General features: G+C 55.2%; 15 protein-coding genes and 3 tRNA genes. 7 read left to right on the top strand and 11 right to left on the bottom strand.

Annotated elements, in window-relative coordinates:
* Nucleotides 1-63: 63 nt before the first annotated feature.
* Nucleotides 64-3,594: a TonB-dependent receptor gene (locus tag ACYX4K_RS04925; RefSeq protein ID WP_475093229.1), complete on the bottom strand. Its 3,531-nt coding sequence runs from the start codon at nucleotides 3,592-3,594 to the stop codon at nucleotides 64-66.
* A gap of 469 nt (nucleotides 3,595-4,063) precedes the next feature.
* Between ACYX4K_RS04925 and ACYX4K_RS04920 the strand changes: the two genes are divergently transcribed.
* The gene (locus tag ACYX4K_RS04920) at nucleotides 4,064-5,038 is read left to right on the top strand and encodes a sugar kinase (protein ID WP_475093230.1); all 975 of its coding nucleotides are present in this window, start codon (nucleotides 4,064-4,066) and stop codon (nucleotides 5,036-5,038) included.
* A gap of 28 nt (nucleotides 5,039-5,066) precedes the next feature.
* Nucleotides 5,067-7,466 (top strand): alkaline phosphatase D family protein, encoded by a 2,400-nt coding sequence (locus ACYX4K_RS04915; RefSeq protein WP_475093231.1) that lies wholly within the window; start codon nucleotides 5,067-5,069, stop codon nucleotides 7,464-7,466.
* A gap of 193 nt (nucleotides 7,467-7,659) precedes the next feature.
* On the opposite strand, the gene ACYX4K_RS04910 is transcribed toward ACYX4K_RS04915, so the two are convergent.
* From ACYX4K_RS04910 to ACYX4K_RS04900, 3 genes are all read right to left on the bottom strand, one after another.
* A complete protein-coding gene (locus ACYX4K_RS04910; protein ID WP_475093232.1) occupies nucleotides 7,660-8,415 on the bottom strand; it encodes a SapC family protein in 756 nt (251 codons plus the stop codon).
* A gap of 14 nt (nucleotides 8,416-8,429) precedes the next feature.
* A complete protein-coding gene (locus tag ACYX4K_RS04905; RefSeq protein WP_475093233.1) occupies nucleotides 8,430-9,983 on the bottom strand; it encodes a tryptophan halogenase family protein in 1,554 nt (517 codons plus the stop codon).
* 92 nt (nucleotides 9,984-10,075) lie between these two features.
* Complete coding sequence (locus tag ACYX4K_RS04900) at nucleotides 10,076-12,856, bottom strand: TonB-dependent receptor (protein ID WP_475093234.1); 2,781 nt, start codon at nucleotides 12,854-12,856, stop codon at nucleotides 10,076-10,078.
* A gap of 263 nt (nucleotides 12,857-13,119) precedes the next feature.
* On the opposite strand from ACYX4K_RS04900, the gene ACYX4K_RS04895 reads away from it, so the two are divergent.
* Both ACYX4K_RS04895 and ACYX4K_RS04890 read left to right on the top strand, forming a co-directional pair.
* Nucleotides 13,120-14,217 (top strand): RICIN domain-containing protein, encoded by a 1,098-nt coding sequence (locus ACYX4K_RS04895; protein WP_475093235.1) that lies wholly within the window; start codon nucleotides 13,120-13,122, stop codon nucleotides 14,215-14,217.
* Nucleotides 14,218-14,490 (top strand): carbohydrate-binding protein, encoded by a 273-nt coding sequence (locus ACYX4K_RS04890; RefSeq protein ID WP_475093952.1) that lies wholly within the window; start codon nucleotides 14,218-14,220, stop codon nucleotides 14,488-14,490.
* A 79-nt stretch (nucleotides 14,491-14,569) separates the two neighbouring features.
* Here the strand turns inward: ACYX4K_RS04890 and ACYX4K_RS04885 are convergent.
* The 3 genes from ACYX4K_RS04885 to ACYX4K_RS04875 all read right to left on the bottom strand — a co-directional run bounded on the left by ACYX4K_RS04885 (nucleotide 14,570) and on the right by ACYX4K_RS04875 (nucleotide 15,045).
* Nucleotides 14,570-14,645, bottom strand: a tRNA-His gene (locus tag ACYX4K_RS04885).
* A 229-nt stretch (nucleotides 14,646-14,874) separates the two neighbouring features.
* Nucleotides 14,875-14,951, bottom strand: a tRNA-Arg gene (locus ACYX4K_RS04880).
* Between the two features lie 17 nt (nucleotides 14,952-14,968).
* A tRNA-Pro gene (locus ACYX4K_RS04875) sits at nucleotides 14,969-15,045 on the bottom strand.
* Between the two features lie 284 nt (nucleotides 15,046-15,329).
* Here ACYX4K_RS04875 and folD point away from each other — a divergent pair.
* Genes folD through ACYX4K_RS04860 form a run of 3 tightly spaced genes read left to right on the top strand, consistent with a single transcriptional unit; the run spans nucleotide 15,330 to nucleotide 17,939 of the window.
* Nucleotides 15,330-16,175, top strand: a complete 846-nt coding sequence (gene folD / locus ACYX4K_RS04870) for a bifunctional methylenetetrahydrofolate dehydrogenase/methenyltetrahydrofolate cyclohydrolase FolD (protein ID WP_475093236.1) — start codon at nucleotides 15,330-15,332, stop codon at nucleotides 16,173-16,175.
* Complete coding sequence (rsuA, locus tag ACYX4K_RS04865; protein ID WP_475093237.1) at nucleotides 16,168-16,887, top strand: 16S rRNA pseudouridine(516) synthase RsuA; 720 nt, start codon at nucleotides 16,168-16,170, stop codon at nucleotides 16,885-16,887. Before folD ends, rsuA begins: the two co-directional genes overlap by 8 nt.
* 32 nt (nucleotides 16,888-16,919) lie before the next feature.
* Complete coding sequence (locus tag ACYX4K_RS04860; RefSeq protein ID WP_475093238.1) at nucleotides 16,920-17,939, top strand: class I SAM-dependent methyltransferase; 1,020 nt, start codon at nucleotides 16,920-16,922, stop codon at nucleotides 17,937-17,939.
* Nucleotides 17,940-17,982: 43 nt separating this feature from the next.
* Here the strand turns inward: ACYX4K_RS04860 and ACYX4K_RS04855 are convergent, their stop codons facing one another.
* The 4 genes from ACYX4K_RS04855 to ACYX4K_RS04840 all read right to left on the bottom strand — a co-directional run bounded on the left by ACYX4K_RS04855 (nucleotide 17,983) and on the right by ACYX4K_RS04840 (nucleotide 20,363).
* The gene (locus tag ACYX4K_RS04855) at nucleotides 17,983-18,438 is read right to left on the bottom strand and encodes a hypothetical protein (protein WP_475093239.1); all 456 of its coding nucleotides are present in this window, start codon (nucleotides 18,436-18,438) and stop codon (nucleotides 17,983-17,985) included.
* An 88-nt stretch (nucleotides 18,439-18,526) separates the two neighbouring features.
* Nucleotides 18,527-19,279: a methyltransferase domain-containing protein gene (locus ACYX4K_RS04850; RefSeq protein WP_475093240.1), complete on the bottom strand. Its 753-nt coding sequence runs from the start codon at nucleotides 19,277-19,279 to the stop codon at nucleotides 18,527-18,529.
* A 17-nt stretch (nucleotides 19,280-19,296) separates the two neighbouring features.
* Entirely contained in the window at nucleotides 19,297-19,767 is a 471-nt protein-coding gene (locus ACYX4K_RS04845; RefSeq protein WP_475093241.1) for a GAF domain-containing protein, read from the bottom strand.
* A 146-nt stretch (nucleotides 19,768-19,913) separates the two neighbouring features.
* Nucleotides 19,914-20,363, bottom strand: coding sequence for a hypothetical protein (locus tag ACYX4K_RS04840; protein ID WP_475093242.1), 450 nt, complete (start codon nucleotides 20,361-20,363; stop codon nucleotides 19,914-19,916).
* Nucleotides 20,364-20,384: the final 21 nt, after the last annotated feature.

Here is a 20,384-nt window from a genome sequence, read left to right as displayed (position 1 = left end):
AAAAAGCCGCGCCTGTTTCCAGGCGCGGCAAATCACAATGACAAATCAATAACAAAATGAGAGTTAGAAGCGCGCCTGAACACCGAACCGGTAGAAGGTGCCGGTTTTGTATTCCATGGTAGTACGTCCATCGTTACCACCATCCAGCGGGTTACCTTCATCAAACACAACCATGTTGCCATTCTCGTCAGGCAGCTCGATAAAGCGGCTGGTAAAATAGTGGCGCACCTTCTCGTCGGTCAGGTTAACCGCATTGAATGACAAGGTGATATTGTCGTTCAGAGCATAACTGGCGGATAGATCCAGCGTTCCTCGCCCTTCCTGCCAAAGAGAGCCGCTTTCCCATGAGCGCTGTGCCAGCTGGTCAGAAGTGCCCTGGTAAGCCAGTCGCAGCTGGTGACCATTCATTTCCCAGAACACCGTCGCGTTATAACTATGCTCAGGTGTAAAGGCTACCGGTAGCTCCGGCAGTGTTACGCTCGGGTCCAGCGAGGAAACTTCCTGGTCGTAGGCACTATCCTGATAGGTGTAGTTGAACATGGTACCGAGACCAGAAAACACACCCGGGAGCATGTCGTAAGTCTGGGTGTACTGGAACTCTGCGCCCAGAATCTCCGCACCTTTACCGTTAGTAATGGTAGTAGTCTGGAACTTGGCACACAGATCCGCCAGATCATCAGAGAACAACCAATCGGATGCGTACTCTTGGGTACCCTCGATACGACGTGGCATACAGCCTTCAAGATCGTCAGCGGTTTTGATCAGATCTGCAGTGTCGTAAGGTCCTTCATTTTCATCCAACCCAAGGTCACGCAGGTCATCCATATAGGTAATGATCGTCTGAGATTCTTCGAAGTTGGTCATGTCTTTGTAGAACAAGCCCGCGGCGAGAAGCGCGTTATCCCCGAAGTACCACTCCAAAGAAAGATCCAGGTTTTTGGATTCCAGCGGATCGAGTTTGGTGTTTGTCAGAGTAATCGCGTTACCACGGCCAGCTTCATCAGCCCAAACAGTTTCCTGAACTTTGAATCCTGGGCGCAGTGAGTCGATTTGAGGGCGCGACATGGTTTTAGATAAAGCCAGGCGACCAATCAACTCGTCATTGAATACATAGTTCAGGTTCAAGCTCGGCAGCAATACGTCGTACTCGTGCTCACCAGTCACCGCAAAGGATCGATTACTGCGATCTTCGGTAACAATCACATTGCCGTTGGCATCGCGTTCGGTGCCGTAATTCTGCTCCGTGGACAGATCAGAATAGCGCCACAGGAACCACTCATTCATGTTGTCGCGTTCAGCGTACGAGTCGTAGCAGGGCCCCTGAGCGTCAATACGGGTATCATCAGATGTATCCAGGGTACCTTTGGTATCCCACCCCATACCATCGAGGCGAGACCAGCGCAGCTCTTGCTGATTTAGCGGATCGCCCGCATTACCTTCATTGACATCTGGTGTGGATGGGTCATCCAGGATAATTGACGGATCATAATCCAGAACAGGCGCACAAGCGGGATTTGACGAGTCACGCAGCTCCTGCAGTTTGAACACATCCAGCACCTTACCCAGATTACCGGTACTGCTGTAGAAATTAACACCGGAATAACCGCTGGTATCTACCGTGGTATTAACGTAACGCAGACCGACATCACCGGAAAGCGCCTCATCCAGGAAAGAGAAATTCGCTTTAAAATAGATAGCCTGGGTATCCAGATCAGCGGAGCGAGTTTCAGTATCATCTGGGATAAAAGCTGCTGCTGGGTTATTCAGCGCAGTGATAAATGCTTTCTCAGCAGAAATCGTATTCCAACCATCGGTAACGTTGTTATCCGCATACCCCAGTGATTGCATGAAGTCATCAACAGGGAACGATCCTTCGGCAATAAAGTTACCATCAATATCGGTAATACCTTCCACAATGGTAAACGGTCGGCCAGTTTCAGGATCAGTAACCGTTACACCTTCCCCAATCGAATTAAATGCCCCACTCTGATTATCAACATATTTTTCCCGTTTACTCGCCTTGGCACCAAACTCCAGGCGATGAACACCGGCAAAATCCACATCCCAATCCACATCAAAATACGCGGACTGCTGGGTGTCTTCTACTGCACGAACGGTGCGCGCCAGATAGGCAAGGTGTTGAGCCTCAAGGTCGTCTGGGTTAAACATCGTGGTACTAGTGTTATCCCACAGAGCAGCCGGGTCGGGATGAAGAACAGTACCGTAATCAATTAGGCCGGTGCCCGCTACAATATTACATTTACCACTTGAGCAGTCGAAACCTACGGGTTCAAGCTCTTCCGGGCTAGCCTGTCGCACCAACCATGCGTTAACTCGACGGTAGTTCTGCATATTGACATACAGAGCTTGATCCGGAATTTCTTCCGCTTTCGAGTAGTTCAGGCCACCGCTGACCATTACTTCGTCAGTAAATGAATGACTGAAATCAACAGACGCAATACGATTTTCATTGGTGAATTTGTTGATTTGATGCGTCAAGTCACCCGCAGAGTTGCGGTTCAGGTATTTTGTAAAGGTACGCGATTCTGAATCGTAGGTATGCCAATCCTCTTGTGGGTCTGTCCATTCTGACGGAATTCCGAGCCACAAGTAGTCATCACCTTCCACCATATTCTGGTAGGTATAGTAGTCACCCGCACGAACAGAAACTTCATGCATGGTGTTATCAATTTCTTGCTTATTCCAGCTCAGGTTTGCGTTGAGCTCGGTATCGTCATTAGGCTGCCACTGCAGGCCAAGGTTTACCCCCTGGCGGTCACGATCATTTTCGTGCAGCTGCATTTTTGTGTAGAACGGAACAAGGCCCGTAACATCATTTACGATATTGCCGTTTTCGTCTCTTGCACGCTGAGAGCTACGCGCGCCCCAGGTATCCTGAGAAAACTGATCCTTCCGAACAGAGTTGGCTTCATCAAATGCGGTTGCGATTACCCCGAAAGTACCGTTAAAAAACTTTCCAGTGAATGTTGCCGATGCTTTGTGATCTTCTTTCTCAGACAAATCGTTATAGCGGCCCTGACCGGTAATATTCAGCCCTTCGGTTACTTCCAGCGGTTTGGCAGAAACCAGATTGATATTCGCGCCCAGCGAACCTTCATCGTGGTCTGCACTGGGGGTTTTCACCACTTCGATTTTTGAGAGGATATCTGCGGAATAAGCAGACAGATCCACTGCTTGGCTGAACCCAGTAGAACCCAGCTGCACACCATTCAAGCTGATGTTGTTCTGCTGCGCATTGGCGCCGCGCACGGTGATGGTGGTGCCTTCACCGTCAGCGGTCTGCATGGAAACACCGGTCACGCGGGACAAGGCTTCTGCAATGTTCTGGTCGGTGGTTTTGCCGATGTCTTCGGCGTTGATCGTGTCTTTGATGTTGCCGCCGTAGCGTTTGTCATCAATGGACTTTTCGATACTGGCACGAATACCGGTCACCTGAATTTCTTCAAGTGCCTGATATTGGCTTTCATCTTCTTTTTGGTCTTCCTGTGCAAATGCCTGGCCGCTACAAACGGACAGTACGGCAACTGACAGTGCAGACATACGGAAGCGATTACGTACAGTGGACGTAGACATGGCTCACTCTCTCCATCGGATCGCATTTTTATTATCAATTCGGCATTCACTGATACCGCTAGTGGCGCCGCCCCTAGTTTTCGAAAGAAGACCCGGTTTTGTTATCTAGTGGGTTTCTTCCATCGATGGCTTAATCATCCACCAACCCCGGAAACCATGTCAACTGTTGATTGTTAACAATCTAAATCCGTTGTTTAATGGTTGGTGAAGGGGGCGTCAGCCGCCAGCTTGAGGCGATCCGAGCCTAAATATTTTAAGTTATTGTTTTATAAGCATTTTTTAATAAGCTACGCGTTTCTTCGCAGCCCGTTGTTGACAATTTACAAGGTCGCCCTGGGGGAGTAAAGGTGCAATCCTCTCGTCCCAGACCCTCACCACGCAAGCGGCGTGACTTAATTGCCATTAGTTCATTTAGTGGCACGAATTGTCCCAGATGGCGCGTATAAGGCAACGTATAAAGGTGACTGCTATGACAGATCTGGTAATTCTGGGAGAGAGCATGGTGGAGTTCAGCCAGCGGGAGCCCGGAATCTTCCAGCAATCCTACGCTGGGGACGTGCACAGTGTGGCGGTGTACTTCAAGAGACTGGTCAGTCCCAATGACCGGGTGCGCCTCATGACCGCGGTCGGCCACGATGCAGCCAGCCATGGGCTGGAGGCTGCCCTTGAGCAGGAATCCATCGATACCTCACTGGTGTTTCGCCACCCCACCCGCCAGTTGGGGCTGTATATGGTCAATACCGATAACCGGGGTGAGCGCAGCTTCAGCTACTGGCGATCGGACTCTGCGGCCCGGGAGGTGATGCCACTATTTCGCGAGGCCACCCAGGTGGCTGGGGATGGCGGTTACCTGCCCTGCGGCATCGCCCCGCGCCCGGACCTGTTTTTCTTCAGCGGTATCTCTCTGGCCGTGCTAACCCCCAATACCCGCCCCGCGTTCTGGGAACTTATCGAGCAACTGCACGGCGCCGGCACCCGCATTGTGTTTGACCCGAACTACCGCCCCAAGCTGTGGAGCTCGGTCAAAGAGACCAGAGCGGAGTACGCGCGCGCCTTTGAGTACGCGCACCTAGCATTGCCCGGTATTGAGGACCTTTCGGCTCTGTATGGGGTGAAAAGCTTTGACGGTGCCTGCGATTTCCTGGATGACTTTGATATCGAAGAGCTGGTGATCAAGGACGGCCCCAATGGAGTCTGCTACCGCGGGCCGACGGAACAGTTTTTGGAGCCGATTACCCCGGTTGCTCAGGTAGTGGACACCACCGCTGCCGGGGATTCGTTTAATGGCTCCTATCTCGCCTACCGCAGCCAGGGCTTGAGCCCGCGCGACGCCATTGCACATGCGGCCAAAGTGTCTGCGCTGGTGATTCAACACAAAGGGGCGCTGGTGGATGCCGAAGTATTCCGCCGTTCAATAACAACACCTGCACTCAGCGAACAATAAATCCGATCGAGAAAACGGAAACCCGACCATGAAAAGAAGAAGCTTTCTGAAACTTGGCACCGGTGCCGCGCTGGCGCCCGCGCTTCCCCCCTCCCTGGCCGTCGCCATGGCGGCAGCGCGCCCGAAACTGGTGGAAACCACTCCCCTTGGCGAACTGCCCAAAACCACTCAACACTGGCTGGGTGGCCACTTCTGGGGCAACCGCCTGCAGGACTGGCAATGCAGCGGCGGCCGCCTGGAGTGTTTACAGGGGGACAAGACGTTCGAGGTGCGCACCGCGTCCATACTTACCCGGGAACTAAACGAGGCGCACAAGCCCGGCCGAATCCGCGCCCGTGTGGGCTTGCTGACACCGGAGGCCAAAGGCTTCTGCGGTTTTCTGCTGGGTGTTGGTGCCGGTGCCCTGGATTACCGGGGCGCGGCGCTGGCGCAACGGGCGGGCGGCACCAACGGCGGCTTTATGGCGGTGCTGGATGAGAGCGGCAACTTGGGTTTCCGGGACTTTTCTGATCAGGAAAACAGCATGGCGTTTACCCGCCTGGAGCGGGAAGGCAGCACCAGTATCTCGGAAGTGGGCCAGCGGGAAATTCAGCTGGATTGCCATATCGACCCGGTGGCCGATGGCCGCTTTGATGTGCGCCTCATCGCCAGTGATGCCCACAGTGGTGAGGAATTTGGTTTTGCCGTGCGCAACGATGTGCCGGCGGAACAACTGCGCGGCGGCCTGATGCTGGTTTCCTCACCACCCACCGATGCGGAAGGTGCACGCTGGTGGTTTGCGGATATTGAGACCGGCGGTGAAAAAATTACCCATGACCCGCAGCGCGCGCTGGGACAGGTCATGGGCTGTATGCACAGCCTGAACAGCAGCGGTGAACAGCCGGTAATGAAACTGTCTGCGCAGTTTATGCCCATTGATACTGCGGCGAACCCCAGCGCGGTGCTGGAGTACCGCACTGCAGGCACAGGAAAATGGCAGCTGGGTGCCGAGCGCCCGATCGAAGACGGGTATCTCGCCGCTTTCCGCATCAGCGGCTGGGACGCGAGCCGGGATCACGATTACCGGATACGCTTCGCCGACAGCGACGAAACGCTGTTTAGCGGCACTATTGCGCGGGACCCGGGCAATGCGCGCCCACTCAAAATTGCCCTCTATTCCTGCATCATTCCCACGGCGAAAAGCCTGGATGAAACGGAATTCAAAAAGCATATTCCGGAAGAGCGCATCCTCGGCCGCTATACCGAAGACAGCATCTTCTTCCCGCACAACACACTGGTAAACCACTGCGACAGTCACCAACCGGATCTGTATGTGTTCGCCGGTGACCAGTACTACGAGACCTTCCCCACTCGCTACGGCCGCGATACTCCCCAGGCAAAACTGGACACCCTGTACCGCTGGTATCTGTGGTACTGGACCTTCCGCGAGTCGGTGCGTAACCGCCCGTCGATTGTGCTGGTGGACGATCACGATGTGTTGCAGGGTAACCTGTGGGGCAACAAGGGCGATGCCACCGGCGGCCCGCGGGAGGAAGACGGCGGCTTCAAGCACGATATCGATCTGGTAAAGATGGTGTACCGTATCCAGAGCAGCCACACACCGGATGCCTATGACCCCACGCCCATCCGCCACGGTATCCCGGTCACTTACGCCCACTTTGTTTACGGTGGCACCAGCTTTGCCATGGTGGAAGACCGCAAGTTCAAATCCGCACCAGACTATGAGGCGGACCGCCTGACGGTAACCGGTGATCTGCTGGGTGCGCGCCAGGAGCAGTTCCTGCGAGACTGGGCCACCATGGATCAGGGCATGCCGAAGATCTGCCTGACTGCCTCCATCTGGGGTTCCCCGCAGACCGACGAGGAAGGTAAGGGCCTGATAGACTACGATGCCAACTGCTATCCACCGGATGGGCGCAAACGGGCGGTAAAACTGGTGGAAGATGCGAAGGCGCTGGTGCTTGCCGGTGACCAACATCTGGGGCTGGTGGCACGACAATACAGTGGTGCCTTCCCGGCAGACGATAATGAACCGCACGGAGCGCTGTTTTTCTCAGGCCCGGCTTCTGCGGCTTTCTGGCAGCGCTGGTTTGAAGGCTTTGGCAAGCTGGATAACCGCTTTGGGGACGATCCGAATACCGGTAATTTTACCGATCCGTTCGGCAATAATATGCGGGTGTTGGCAAGTGCCAATCCGAAGATTACCCATGCGGAGTTCAGCGATGACAATACGACCTGGGGTAAGTTTGTTTCGGACCGGAATCTGAAAAGTGAGGGCTACGGCATTGCAGTAGTGGACCACGCAGGGGGACAGTATCACCTGGAATGCTGGCCCTGGGATGCCAAACCAACAAAGGATCGACAGTTTGCCGGCTGGCCGCAGTCTCACCCGATAGAGTCTGTAAGTAGTTCTGACCTACCCAGTTAATAGTTTTTATACGCCTGGTGGCGCCGGTGCCACCGGGTATAGCTTTGCTAGACACGCCGTGAACCCAGCCCGGCCGCTTCAACGCGGCGCCTCAGGCCCATGGGGGCTCTTCTAAAACGTCCCTGTTTTAGAAGGTCTAGCAAAGCTATACCCGGCATCACCGTCTTCGCATCAAACTCTCGAGAGTTTTAATTCATTTCAGTTTTGTATTTTTTAGTGCTATCAACTTCCGCACCTGCCCCATAGACGCCCCTAACCAGTACGCCGCCTGCAAATATCCGTGTTGATGAAAATGCACGAGTTTATCCGCGTCGAGCTTTTGCAGATTTTCTTCGTTGATCGTGTAAAGGCCTTCGTAACGCTTCTGTTCGCCACTGGCAAACTGCACGTTAATATGGGCGGGTTCGATCAGGTCGTTGTCTGCCAATATGTTGAGGAACGCGGTGGTGGATTCCATGCCGGCCATCAACTGTCCCATCAGGTCGCTGACCTGTTGCATAAACGGGGTATTGTTGCCTTCATCGTCGAACAGGCGCTCGCCCTCCCCGCCTTCTTCTTTAACCCGTTTGCTGTTCAGGTCCAGCGTGATTACAGCTCCCTTGTCTTCGCCGGGAGTTGCCTGTGGTTTTTTGTAGCCGACCATAAATGGCTGGCGGCGGATGTGCATGGGGATGTATTGAGCATCCCAGCGGTCACCGTTCAGATAGAGGTTTTCGCCGGGTTCGAAGCCGAGCAATGCGCAGAGTGAGAACTGACCGTTGTTGGGATCTTTGGTGATACAAACCGGGTATTCGAGTACCAGGTTGCGCAGTTCATTGGCAATCACTGGAATCAGGTGGGTGGCTTCGCCGTATTCGGCGCCGCGTTGGGTTACGACGGTGAGGTTGCGGTGGCTTTCGTTGTTGAGGGCAACCACGTTGCCATTCTGTGAGGTAGATTGAGCGATCATTGTTTTTCTCTCGTTCAAATTTTTTGCATGCCGTGCAGGCAGATTTTATTGATCAGGTCGCGGTGATTATCCAGGCCTGCGAGTAACTGCTGTGTGGCTGACTTTTTTTGCTGCAGGAGTTGTTGTGCCTGCGTCTGATACTGTTCCGAAAGGCCGAATGCACTGGGCTCGGTGTTAAATCCCATGCCATAGAGCACGTACTGGTAGCTGGCGGCAGGGAACACTTCCACGGCGCGGTCAAAGTCATCGTGCCACGGGGGCTGGTAGCGCCACAAGGTCAGCAGTTCCTGCAGGCTCTCTGGCACCGTCGCCGGGTCGCAGTTGTCGATCCAGAAGCGGCTGTCGGTGCGCTGGGTGAGCACATAGTGCAGCTTCAGGAAATCGATGATGCGGTCCCAGCGGTACAGGAAGGTATCGTTAAAACGGCGCGCCACCACATCCATCGCTGCGCGGCTGGCCGGAAACTGTTCGGCAATCATATTTGCCGAGATTTCCACAAGCACCAGTGCAGAGGCTTCCAGTGGTTCCAGGAATCCCGCGGAAAGCCCAATCGCTACACAGTTGCGGTGCCAGAATTTTTCCCGGTGGCCGGGTACGATGGGGATTTTGCGTACCCCCATGCTATCCAGCTCTGCCTCACTCAGGTTCAGGTAGGCGGCGAGCTCGCGGTAGGCTCCGGTTTCGTCGGTATGCGCACTGGAAAATACATGCCCTACTCCGCGGCGATTCTGCAGGCCAATATCCCACACCCAACCGGCGCTCTGGGCAGTTGAGATGGTGTGGGTGGCAATGGGGCTGTCTTCATTTTCGTACGGGACCTGAACCGCTAGCGCGTTGTCGATAAACAGCACGTCTTTGCAGGAGCGGAACGGGATACCGTAGTGATCCCCTAGCAAACGCGAGCGGAAACCGCTGCAATCGATAAACAGGTCACCATAAATTTGCCCGGCGGTTTCTGTTTGCAGGCTGGCGATATCACCGACTCGCGTCGCATTCACTGCGGTCACTTCAGCCAGAATATGCCGCACACCGAGATTTTCAGAACAGTGTTTCTGCAAGAACCCGGAAAATTTTCCGGCGTCCAAATGGTAGGCGTAGTTTGCTATCGCCGAATATTCAGGGGTGCCGATCTGTTTGGGCGCCAGATTGTGCTCGCACAGGGCCTCCTGTGGGCAGACCGTGTCCGAAAAAGACTGCTCCCGGTCGCTACTCAGCCAGTGAGGGGCCAGATTGAACTGGTTGAAATTTTCCGGCAGAACCAGGGGGTGGTAGTAGAAGTCGTCTTCTGCACCGCTGGTCCAGCGGGCGAATTTAGCCCCCTGTTTAAATCCTACGTTACATTCACGGATAAAATCGGTCTCGCGAATACCCATCTTTTTCAGGGTACTGCGCATGGTGGGCCAGGTGCCCTCCCCTACGCCAATGGTCGGCACATTGGACGACTCGACCAGAGTGACACTGACGGGGTTTGCCTGGTCTTTTTTAAAGCGGGCAGCGAGTGTGCCGGCGGTAATCCAACCGGCGGTGCCGCCGCCAAGAATGACCACTGACTTTACTGGATCAGTCATCTCTGACCTCTATTTATTACAATTTCAAACAAAGAGGGCCACCACATTTGTGGCAGCCCTCCCTGGTATTACATGAACAATACTGTTCTCACTTAGAATTTGGCGCGAACACCAATATTGTAGCGAGCGCCGTATTGTTGGGCACTAACCAGCTGGTTGGAGAAACGGCCGTGGCGACGGATCGTCTCCTCGGTGATGTTCAGGCCTTCCAGGAAGACGGAAATGTCTTCAGTTACTTCGTAGCTGGCGTTCAGATCCCACTGACCGTAGGCCTCAGTGAATACCGGCTGGCCGCCAATCTGAGACTGACGGGTGGCCAACAGGAAGTCATCGCGCCAGTTGTAAGCCAGACGAGCCTGGAAGGCATCTTTTTCGTAGAAGCCGATCAGGTTCGCGGAGTCACTCATACCTGTCAGTGCGAAGACATTTTCATTGTCGTAAACATCGTAATCAACATCACCGTCAACCAGTGTCGCGTTGAAAATCGCCCCGAACCCGCTGTCACCAAACATATGCTGAACAGCCAGCTCCCAGCCGTAAACTTCCGCATCTTCCAGGTTTCCGGGAGTTGCTACATTCCAGGTAACCACCGGATCGCTGCCAGTGCCCAAACAGGCCGGATTTGCACCGGTGGAATCCGGGCAACCCGGGCGCGGGTTGATGCTTGGATCAGTAATCGGATTACCGTTCACATCATTGATTACACGATCCTCAAAGGTTGCGCCGATAAAGTTTTCGACGTACTTTTTGAAGTACCCCACAGACGCATAGCTACCCTCGTCGTAGTAATACTCGACAGACAGATCGAAGTTGTCGGATGTAATCGGCAACAACCCCGGGTTGCCCTGGGACGCATTGAATGGACCGCCAGGGCGTGAAACGTTCAAGGAAGTCGACGGGAACATCGCTGAGATATCCGCGCGGCTCAGAGTACGACTGTACGAGGTACGGGCAACCAGCGTTTCGGTCAGTTCAATGCTCGCGTCCAGGTTCGGCAGGAAGCGGGTGTAGCTGCCTTCCAGGGTATCGGCGCTTGGCGTGTCATCGTTGACTTCGCGCAGTTCTTCATCGTGCCAGTAGCTAAGACCGAGAATGCCGTTCTGGATTGAAGTACCGACCACGTCTGTATCTTCAAACCGCAGCCCGGTGTTCAGGCGAACGGGGTAGCCGTTAAATTCGGTTTCAAAATCGGCCGTAACAAAGGCCGCCAGGGTTTCCTCTTCAACCTTGTTGAAGGTTGGTGTTGCCTCGAAGTACTGGCCGCTGGCTTTAACCGCATCGATAAAGTCAGATGCCTCATAGTCAGCAAGCAGTGGGAAAAGCCCAGCGTTACTGCCAATTTGATCGCCAAAGTCGCCCCGCTCTTCAAAGTCGATACCGAGAGATGCCAAGTCCCCCAGATCTACAAAGGCAAAAGACTGGCTATCGTAGGAATCCACCTTGTAATCCGTGCTGGCAATACCAAATTTGATGGTTTTGAGCGCACCGTCGTCCAGGTTCTCCCAGGTACCGTCCAGCTGGACCTGTTGAATCTGATTTTCGATTTCCAGGCCGCGTTCCTGGAACAGGTCGGAAGCGATGTTTTCTGGAGAAAATGCACCACCAGCGAGCGCGGAGTCGTCAAAGCTGATACCTGGTAAACCACTTCCGCTGGAAAAGTCCGCGGTAATATCCACCAACTTACCCGGGTTCTTGGTATTTGCGATGGTCTCTGCGGGAATGCCGCCCGGCTGGGAGTGGGAGGTAGAATCGTGCACGTCCAGGCCGAAGCTCAGGGATTCGGTTGCATCCCATTCGACATTCAACCCGACAGAGTCATTGTCTGTGACAAACTGATAATTCCACGCCCAGAAGTTCAGCTCGTCGTTCTGGACACTTGGGTTGATTACGGTACCGTTGCTGTCCGCTACGCCGGTGGAGCTGTCAAACCAGACGCTGGTGCGGTTCATGGAAATATCTTCGTCGTAACGGGACGCGGTGTAATCCAGGGTCGCCGTTACGTTGTCAACCGGCGCAAACTGCACAACCAGCTGCGCATTCTGACGCTCGCGCTGGTGGTCGGCCACGTCTACGTCAAAGGTCCAGGGTGCCCAATAAGTCCCTTCCGGGTTCTTGCTACGGTCAATAGCGGAAGTATCTGCCACCCCATAATTCGGTACCCAGGCCTGGGTGCTTACGGACTCGCTACGGCTATCGCGCACAGCGTGGGACACTGCCACCAGCACACCCAATTTATCTTCAAAAAAGGTGCTGCTCACCATACTGGCGATTTCCGGGGTTACGGTATCACCTTTTTCGACACTGGTGTCCATTACGCCTTTTACGCTGGCAGAAGCGACAAAGCCGTCGTAATCAAACGGGCGCGCAGTCTTGATATTTATAGTAGAACCAATACCACCGGAATAGACATCGGCTTTACCCGTTTTATATACCTCAACGCCGGACACGCTTTCTGCGGATATCTCGGAAAATTTGAAGCTGCGGGTAATCCCTTCAGACTGCAGCGCCGAAGAATTCGGCATCTGACGACCGTTCAGGGTCACAAGGTTAAAGTTGGGGCCAAAGCCGCGCACCGTAACCTTGTTGCCTTCGTTATTACTGCGATCAATGGATACGCCGGTAATACGTTGCAGGGACTCAGCCAGGTTGGTATCGGGAAATTTACCGATGTCTTCCGCGGAAATCGCGTCGACCACACCGGCGGAATCGCGCTTGATGTCCATGGCGTTGGTGAGGGACTGGCGGATGCCGGTCACGGTAATTTCTTCCAGTGTGTTGTTACTCGCTTCCTGGGCGTAAACACCGGTAGATGCCGCACTGATCACGGCAGCGGACAAGGCGCTCAGGGTAAAGCGCTTGTTATAGATAGGCATGGATGCTCTCTCTCCATCTGGAGGCTCGAAGCTCAGACCTCATACCTGCCGCCAGGTGACCGAGCATCGAGCGCTTATTTGTTATTGAGTTGAACCTTCCGATGCGGCCCGCGCGGCGGCGAATGAATATCCCGCCTATCGCAGACTGCGCAGCCATCCTGTGCGCCTCACCACTCAATGTCAATAGTTAATTGTTAACAAAGAGTGGTGTTTGCGATAAGGTGCCCGGGAATAACGATAAAAAACCCAAGGAGAAAGAAGCGATGAACCGTTTACTCATCACCCTCCTCGCACCCCTGCTGGGCACGGGAGCAACCGCTGCGGACTGGGACGGCATCCCGGTGCCGGCAGACCCGGGCGCAGGCAATGTCTGGGAGCTGCACCCGCTTTCCGACGACTTCAACTATGAGGCCCCGGCTGCCGGTAAAAGCACGGTATTTTACGAGCGCTGGAAGGAAGGCTTTATCAACCCCTGGACCGGGCCGGGCCTGACCGAATGGTACCCAGAATACTCACAGGTCAGCGATGGCCGCCTGCAGATCAAATCCGGCCGCAAGCCGGGCACCAATCAGGTGTATCTGGGCAGCATTACCTCAAAGACCACCCTCACCTATCCGCTGTATATGGAAGCGCGAGCCAAGCTGAGCAATATGGTGCTGGCTTCCGATTTCTGGCTGCTGAGTGCGGATTCCACCGAAGAGATCGACGTGATCGAGGCCTACGGCAGTGACCGTCCGGGGCAGGAGTGGTTTGCAGAGCGCTTGCATCTCTCGCACCATGTGTTCATTCGCGAGCCGTTTCAGGATTACCAGCCAAAAGACGAAAGCACCTGGTATGCCGACGGCAACGGCACCCGCTGGGCCGGCGACTACCATCGTGTGGGCGTTTACTGGCGTGACCATTGGCATCTCGAGTACTACGTGGATGGGCAGCTGGTACGCACGGCGTCCGGGCCCGACATTATCGACCCCAACGGCTTTACCAACGGCACCGGCCTGAGCAAACCGATGCACGCCATTATCAATATGGAAGACCAGGGCTGGCGCTCCGACAACGGCATCACTCCTACAGATGCGGAGCTGGCCGATCCGAATCGCAATACCTATAACGTAGATTGGGTGCGTTTCTATAAGCCGGTGGCGACCGGCGGCGGTTCCAGCAGTGGCGGCAGCAGCTCTGGTGGTAGTTCAGGTGGCAGTTCCGGCGGCAGCACAGAGGGCGACGTGACCACCGTTGAGCTGGGAGATTTCTATAGCACCGGGAAAGACGGGGCGAGCGTGTCTCGCGATACGGTGCCTGGCTTCAACCACAATGGCAGTAACATCAACTACAACACCAGCGGTGATTGGGCAGAGTACTAGCTGGATGTAGCCAATAGCGGTAATTACGTGCTTACCCTTGCGGCAGCAACTCCGATGTCAGGAGATATTAACACCCAGGTTTCCGTCGATGGCCAAAATGTGGGCACTATCGCCATCAGCAATACCGGCGACTGGGAAAGCTACGTAGACTTCGCCCTGCCCTCCCCGGTTACCTTGTCCGCGGGCACGCACACGTTACGTGTACAAAGCAATGGCAACAGCGCCTGGCAATGGAATGGTGATAAGGTGACGCGCACTGCGGATTTACAATAATCCCACCCAGCGCCACTCGAAACCAAAAAACCCTGCACTTGGCAGGGTTTCTAAGACCTTGATTTACAAGGGTTTTATATGGGGTGGCCGACGGGGATCGAACCCGCGACCTCAGGAGCCACAATCCTGTGCTCTACCAACTGAGCTACGGCCACCATTGAGCGGTGTTTAACGTTGCACACTGTGGCTGTACAACGGCGATGTTTCCACCGCACCCCAACCCGGCACAGGGCCCGGCAGGGTATAAATCGCCGCTTGCAAAGCACCGCTTTGCGGCGATTTTTACGCCCATCAGCACAGCTGATGGGCCGGAATAGTCCTGCGTTTAGAAGCTCGCTGCGGACTATTCCTAGCCTGCCAAGCTCGCAGCCACCATCAAGGATATGGCACGCCCGGCAGGACTCGAACCTGCGACCATCCGCTTAGAAGGCGGATGCTCTATCCAGCTGAGCTACGGGCGCAAGAAAACCCGGTAAATTGGTCGGGGCAGAGGGATTCGAACCCCCGACATCCTGCTCCCAAAGCAGGCGCGCTACCAGACTGCGCTATGCCCCGTTTCTTTCCCGAGGGTGTCCCCCCGTTCGAGAGCGCGCATATTACTTGCGCCCCCCTAGGGTGTCAACGGCGCTAAGCCATTCTTTTTTAAAGTAGTTTAGCCTTTCGCCAATGTGGTGAACTTATGAGTGACTGAATAGGGAAAATGTTCGCCGCTTGTGCGAAAATGCCGCGCCTAAATTAAGCTGTAGCAGAGCAGTCCTCGACGGCCTGCTCGCTCCTACACCCAATGAGTGCCCTGCCCGCTTGGCACCGGTACTCCCTGTTCAGGTTGAGAAAACTCTATGTCTGCACTGGTTCTGGACGGCAAGGCCCTTGCCCAGAAAACAGAAGAAGAACTGTCTGCCCGCGTGACGGCGATGAAGGAAAAGAGCGGCGGTCAAACGCCGATTCTGGCCACCATCCTGGTCGGCGACGATCCCGCATCCGCCACCTACGTAAAGATGAAGGGCAATGCCTGCCGCCGTGTCGGCATGGACTCCCTGCAGGTGGAACTCCCCTCCTCTACCACCACCGAGCAGCTGCTGGCAAAGATTGAAGAGCTGAACGCCAACCCGAACGTACACGGTATCCTGCTGCAGCACCCGGTACCGGAGCAGATCGACGAGCGCGCCTGCTTTGATGCGATCGCCCTGGAGAAGGACGTCGACGGTGTAACCTGCCTCGGTTTCGGCCGTATGGCGATGGGTGAAGAGGCCTACGGCTGCGCGACCCCCAAAGGCATTATGCGCCTGCTGGAAGCCTACAACATCGAACTGCAAGGCAAACACGCCGTTGTTGTCGGCCGCAGCCCCATTCTCGGCAAGCCGATGGCCGCCATGCTGCTGAATGCCAACGCCACCGTGACCATTTGCCACTCCCGCACCCAAAACCTGGCAGACCATATCCGCCAAGCCGACATCGTAGTGGGCGCGGTGGGTCGCCCGGAGTTTATCAAGGCGGAATGGATCAAGGATGGCGCCGTGGTTGTGGATGCGGGCTACCACCCGGGTGGCGTGGGCGATATCGAGCTGGGCCCTCTGGCGGAGCGCGCATCTGCCTACACTCCGGTGCCCGGTGGTGTTGGCCCCATGACCATCAACACCCTGATTTACCAATCTGTTGATTCCGGTGAGAAGAAACTTGGCTAAATCCACTTCTTCAACATCCATACGGCTAGACAAGGCCGTCAGCCAGGTCACGGACCTGTCCCGGGCGGACGTAAAGCGTGCCGCACGCCAGGAGCGGATTACCGTCAATGGCGTGGCGGTAACCGACCCCTCTGCCAAAATCAGCGATACCGACGAGCTGTGCCTGGACGGGGACGTACTAAGTGCCGCCGGTCCGCGCTACTTTATGCTGAACAAGCCTCTCGGTTACGTGTGCGCCACCAAAGATGGCGAGCACCCCATCGTGCTGGACCTGCTGGATGAGCCGAACCTGCAGAAACTGCATATCGCCGGGCGCCTGGATATCGACACCACCGGACTGGTACTGATTACCGACGACGGCCAGTGGTCGCACCGGATTGCCTCGCCACGCCACCAGTGCGCCAAAACGTATTATGCGCACCTGGCGGAGCCGATTGCCGACGATGCGGTAGAGAAGTTTGAAAAAGGGATCTGGCTCAATAACGAGAAGACCCGCACCAAACCCGCCAAGCTTGAAATCCTTTACCGCAACGAAGTGCGCATCACCATTACCGAAGGCCGCTACCACCAGGTAAAACGCATGTTTGCCGCCCTTGGCAACAAGGTCTTGGAGCTACACCGGGAAAGCATCGGTGAGGTCCAGTTGGACGAGATGCTGACGGAAGGGGAATACCGCCCACTGACGCCAGAAGAAGTCGCCAGTATTGGCTGATTCACTCCGATCACTTCCGCCGGAATCTGTTTATGTCTGCCATGCTCTCCCAACTGTTACGCGACAGTGATGCAAACACTCTGTGGATCGCAGATGAAAACGCCAAAGCCCTGCTAACCCAGGGCTTCGCCTTTTCTGGCACGCTGCTCAGTAACCGCTGGGACCTGGTGCAGGCAGCACTACAGTGTGGGATTACCGCCATTTTTTCAGACTTCAAGCTGGCGAAAGCCGGCTCGGATTTCTCGCAGATTATTTATCCCGTTTCCAAGGAAAAGGCGGCGGTGCACCATGTCATCAATTCCGCACCGAGCGTTTTGCGCGAAAACGGCGAGCTGATTCTGCTGGGCAGCAAGAACAGTGGTATCAAAACCTATGCGCAGAAAACCGCACAGTACTTTGGAACGACGAAAAATCTTCTGAAGCACGGCACCGAATACCTGAGCCGAAGCATTCTGCCCGCTGGTGCAACTCCAGGCCCGCAACTGGATGACAGCGATTATCCGTCTCTTCGGAGTTTAATGGAGCTGGACGGCCTCTATTCCAAGCCAGGCCTGTTCGGCTGGAATAAGATCGATGTCGGCAGTGCCCTGCTGGCCACCCACCTGACAGACCACCTGCGCCCAACTCCGTTCACCGCGGTCGACCTTGGCTGTGGCTACGGCTATTTAAGCCAGCAGTTGGCAACGTTGACTACACATGTGCGCATTCAGGCTACAGACAACAACGCGGCAGCCCTGAACGCCTGCGGCAAAAATTTCTTTGCGCTGCAAATTCCAGGAGAAGTGATTCCCGGCGACGCAGGGTCGGCGATCGACAGCGCTTCCGCAGATCTGATTCTTTGCAACCCGCCATTTCATCAGGGGTTTCAGGTTGAAGGGGATCTAACCGACAGGTTTTTGACTCAAGCAGCCAGAATTCTGCGCCCCGGAGGCGTGGGCCTGTTTGTCGTGAATGAATTTATTCCCGCGGGAAAAAAGGCCGAGCAACTCTTCCTCAAGGTAGAGTTGCTGGAAAAAACGAAAGGGTTCTGCGTATACCGACTGACACGCTAACTCTTCGCGCGATTATCAAACCATTTCAGTGCAAGCTGCCCACTCAATAGTCACGCAAATTAAACAGATTCACCGACAAGGTGTGCTCCTCCAGGCGCTCTAACTCCAGCAACCTTTCCAGCGCGTGCTTTGCTGAGGGCGTATCTGCAATCAGTAGAAGATCGCGGTACTGATCGGCAAGGTACATCTCGATCTCCATTGCCAACTGGCCAATGGCGTCCACATCCGATATATCAATTTTGCGCAAACGCTGGAGCAATTCCGGCTCACGCCCTTCAGGCGCAAACTGAACCCAAGTATGCAGAGCACCTTCCCCCACATCATCCCGGAAATTTTCCAGGGTATGGGACATCGAGACTTCTCTTCGCTTTAGCTGATCCAGCAACAGGCTCGCGCGCTCATTCGCAGAGAGCAGCTCAAACTCTTCATACTGACGACTCAACTTTAAGTGGAACTCCCTCCCCTCCTGGATCACATCTTCCAAGGTCTTGTACCGCATCAACTGGTCCCGGGAAAATAACTGACTAAAACCAGTATAGACTCAAGGATCATTAACCCGCCAACCTAAATACCGGCTTGGCAGAAAGCTATGGAAGCGGGCGCAGGCGGGAATGCAGTTTACGGCGGACGTTACCGGGATTAATGGCCGCTGGAGCGTGGGACTTTAACTCTTTGCGAATTAGGGGCGCTCGACTAAAGGCGCCAATGCAGTTTTCGTATTCGGGATGTTCCAGGGTCCAGGTGCCGTTTTCTTGGGCCAATCGGGCGCGAATATCCGGGGCTCGCCAGCCGCTGTTCAGCAGCTCTCGGCGGCTGCCGAAATTGCTGACCACTAACCCTTGGGGCGCGAGAAGGTTCAGCAATTGAGCGCACCATTGTGGGTCAGCGGGAATGGCTCGCTGTGCCTCGCCATCAACGTGACCGAACAGATCGTCGACCACCAAGTCAAAGTGCTCAGCCGAAGAATTCTGAAACTCTGCAACAACCTGCCTGGCATCCCCGCAGATCAGCTCTGCGCCCTTCACACCAAAAAAACGCCTCGCAACATTGAGGTGCACCCGGTCAATATCCACACCCACAACGGATACCGTCCCTGCGAACGTCTGCAACAGCCGGATCAACGCGCCGCCGCCCACGCCAAGCAGCAGGACGCGCTTGAACTGTTCGGGAGGACGAAAGAAAACAGGCAGTAGCAACAGTTCCCACAGGGAACCTTTGAGCGGGTCTTTCGGGTTCCACTGGGAATGGAACACTCCGTTGCTATAGAGCCTTACCGTTGCGCCGTGGGTTCGCACTTCGTAGTGGTCGCCCCCGCGGCGCTGTTGCCAGATTACTGCCATCCCTGAGCCAATTGTCCTTAACCGGCCGGAAGGTCCGAGTGTTCCAGCAATGTTTTTGCGAACAGCTCGATACCCGCAAGATCCTGCTCGGTAAAGCGGGCGATCTGCGGGCTGTCGATATCCAGTACGCCGATGCAGCGTTCGCCATTGTAGAGCGGCACCACGATTTCCGATGCGGAGACCGCATCACAGGCGATATGCCCCGGAAAGGCATGTACATCTTCCACCAACTGGGGCAGCCCCGTCTTCACGGCGGTACCGCAAACACCGGCGCCGACCGCAATGCGAGTACATGCTGGCTTACCTTGGAAAGGACCGAGACACAGCTCGTCGCCATGCAGGAAATAGAACCCAGCCCAGTTGATATCGGGCATTTCCAGCCACAACAGCGCGCTGGCATTGGCCGTATTGGCCAGCCAATCGCGTTCACCGGTCAGTAGGCCGGCCAGTTGACTGGAGAGAGATTGGTAGAAAGTAGTCACCGTCATAGCGCCCTCTAAACATTGGAGTCCGCAAGGTGACTCCAGTACCAGAAAGTCAAAAGCCCGCAGTCAGCGGGCTTTCGGGCGATTGTACGGGTTGGATAGAGCGGAATAAAGTCCGCCGGTTCCGTCATGCAACCAAGTTACTGCTGTTACTGGTAAGGGTCTGTTACCGGTGCTTCAGACTCGGACTGAGTCTCATACGCCTCCGCGTCCACCGTGGGCTTTGCCCACTCGCTATCGTCACTTTCCGCTTGATTCGAGCGGATCGCAGGCCCGGTAGTGGTAACGTCCCCGGCCACCAGAGCGCGCTTGCGCGCATTTGGCCCAGGCTGACTTACTGGTGCGCTGGGTGCTGCGGGCTCATTTTTGAGCACACGGCTGGCAATATTGTTCAGGTTCGGGCGGCGGCGTTCGGACAGCTTGACGGCTTCCAGCTCCGCATTCAGGCGATTGATCTCTGCCTGCATATCACCCAGCTTGGCCTGGAGGTCGGTAATCTGGGACAAAACCCCTTTTACCTTGCGACTTTCCTGCTCATACAACACTGCAGCGCCTCCAAAGGCCACCACGAAGACCAACAAAATCGAAAACTGACGCATTCAAGCCTCCCCTGCTTACGC

It is taken from the genome of Microbulbifer sp. ABF4_107 (assembly GCF_056312215.1).
This window is presented reverse-complemented; position numbering and strand designations above follow the sequence as displayed.

Bases quoted from the DNA above. Each gene is read 5' to 3' on its own strand.
- ACYX4K_RS04925 (WP_475093229.1), bottom strand. From the start codon at position 3,594: ATGTCTACGTCCACTGTACGTAATCGCTTCCGTATGTCTGCACTGTCA.
- ACYX4K_RS04920 (WP_475093230.1), top strand. From the start codon at position 4,064: ATGACAGATCTGGTAATTCTGGGAGAGAGCATGGTGGAGTTCAGCCAG.
- ACYX4K_RS04915 (WP_475093231.1), top strand. From the start codon at position 5,067: ATGAAAAGAAGAAGCTTTCTGAAACTTGGCACCGGTGCCGCGCTGGCG.
- ACYX4K_RS04910 (WP_475093232.1), bottom strand. From the start codon at position 8,415: ATGATCGCTCAATCTACCTCACAGAATGGCAACGTGGTTGCCCTCAAC.
- ACYX4K_RS04905 (WP_475093233.1), bottom strand. From the start codon at position 9,983: ATGACTGATCCAGTAAAGTCAGTGGTCATTCTTGGCGGCGGCACCGCC.
- ACYX4K_RS04900 (WP_475093234.1), bottom strand. From the start codon at position 12,856: ATGCCTATCTATAACAAGCGCTTTACCCTGAGCGCCTTGTCCGCTGCC.
- ACYX4K_RS04895 (WP_475093235.1), top strand. From the start codon at position 13,120: ATGAACCGTTTACTCATCACCCTCCTCGCACCCCTGCTGGGCACGGGA.
- folD (WP_475093236.1), top strand. From the start codon at position 15,330: ATGTCTGCACTGGTTCTGGACGGCAAGGCCCTTGCCCAGAAAACAGAA.
- ACYX4K_RS04860 (WP_475093238.1), top strand. From the start codon at position 16,920: ATGTCTGCCATGCTCTCCCAACTGTTACGCGACAGTGATGCAAACACT.
- ACYX4K_RS04855 (WP_475093239.1), bottom strand. From the start codon at position 18,438: ATGCGGTACAAGACCTTGGAAGATGTGATCCAGGAGGGGAGGGAGTTC.
- ACYX4K_RS04850 (WP_475093240.1), bottom strand. From the start codon at position 19,279: ATGGCAGTAATCTGGCAACAGCGCCGCGGGGGCGACCACTACGAAGTG.
- ACYX4K_RS04845 (WP_475093241.1), bottom strand. From the start codon at position 19,767: ATGACGGTGACTACTTTCTACCAATCTCTCTCCAGTCAACTGGCCGGC.
- ACYX4K_RS04840 (WP_475093242.1), bottom strand. From the start codon at position 20,363: ATGCGTCAGTTTTCGATTTTGTTGGTCTTCGTGGTGGCCTTTGGAGGC.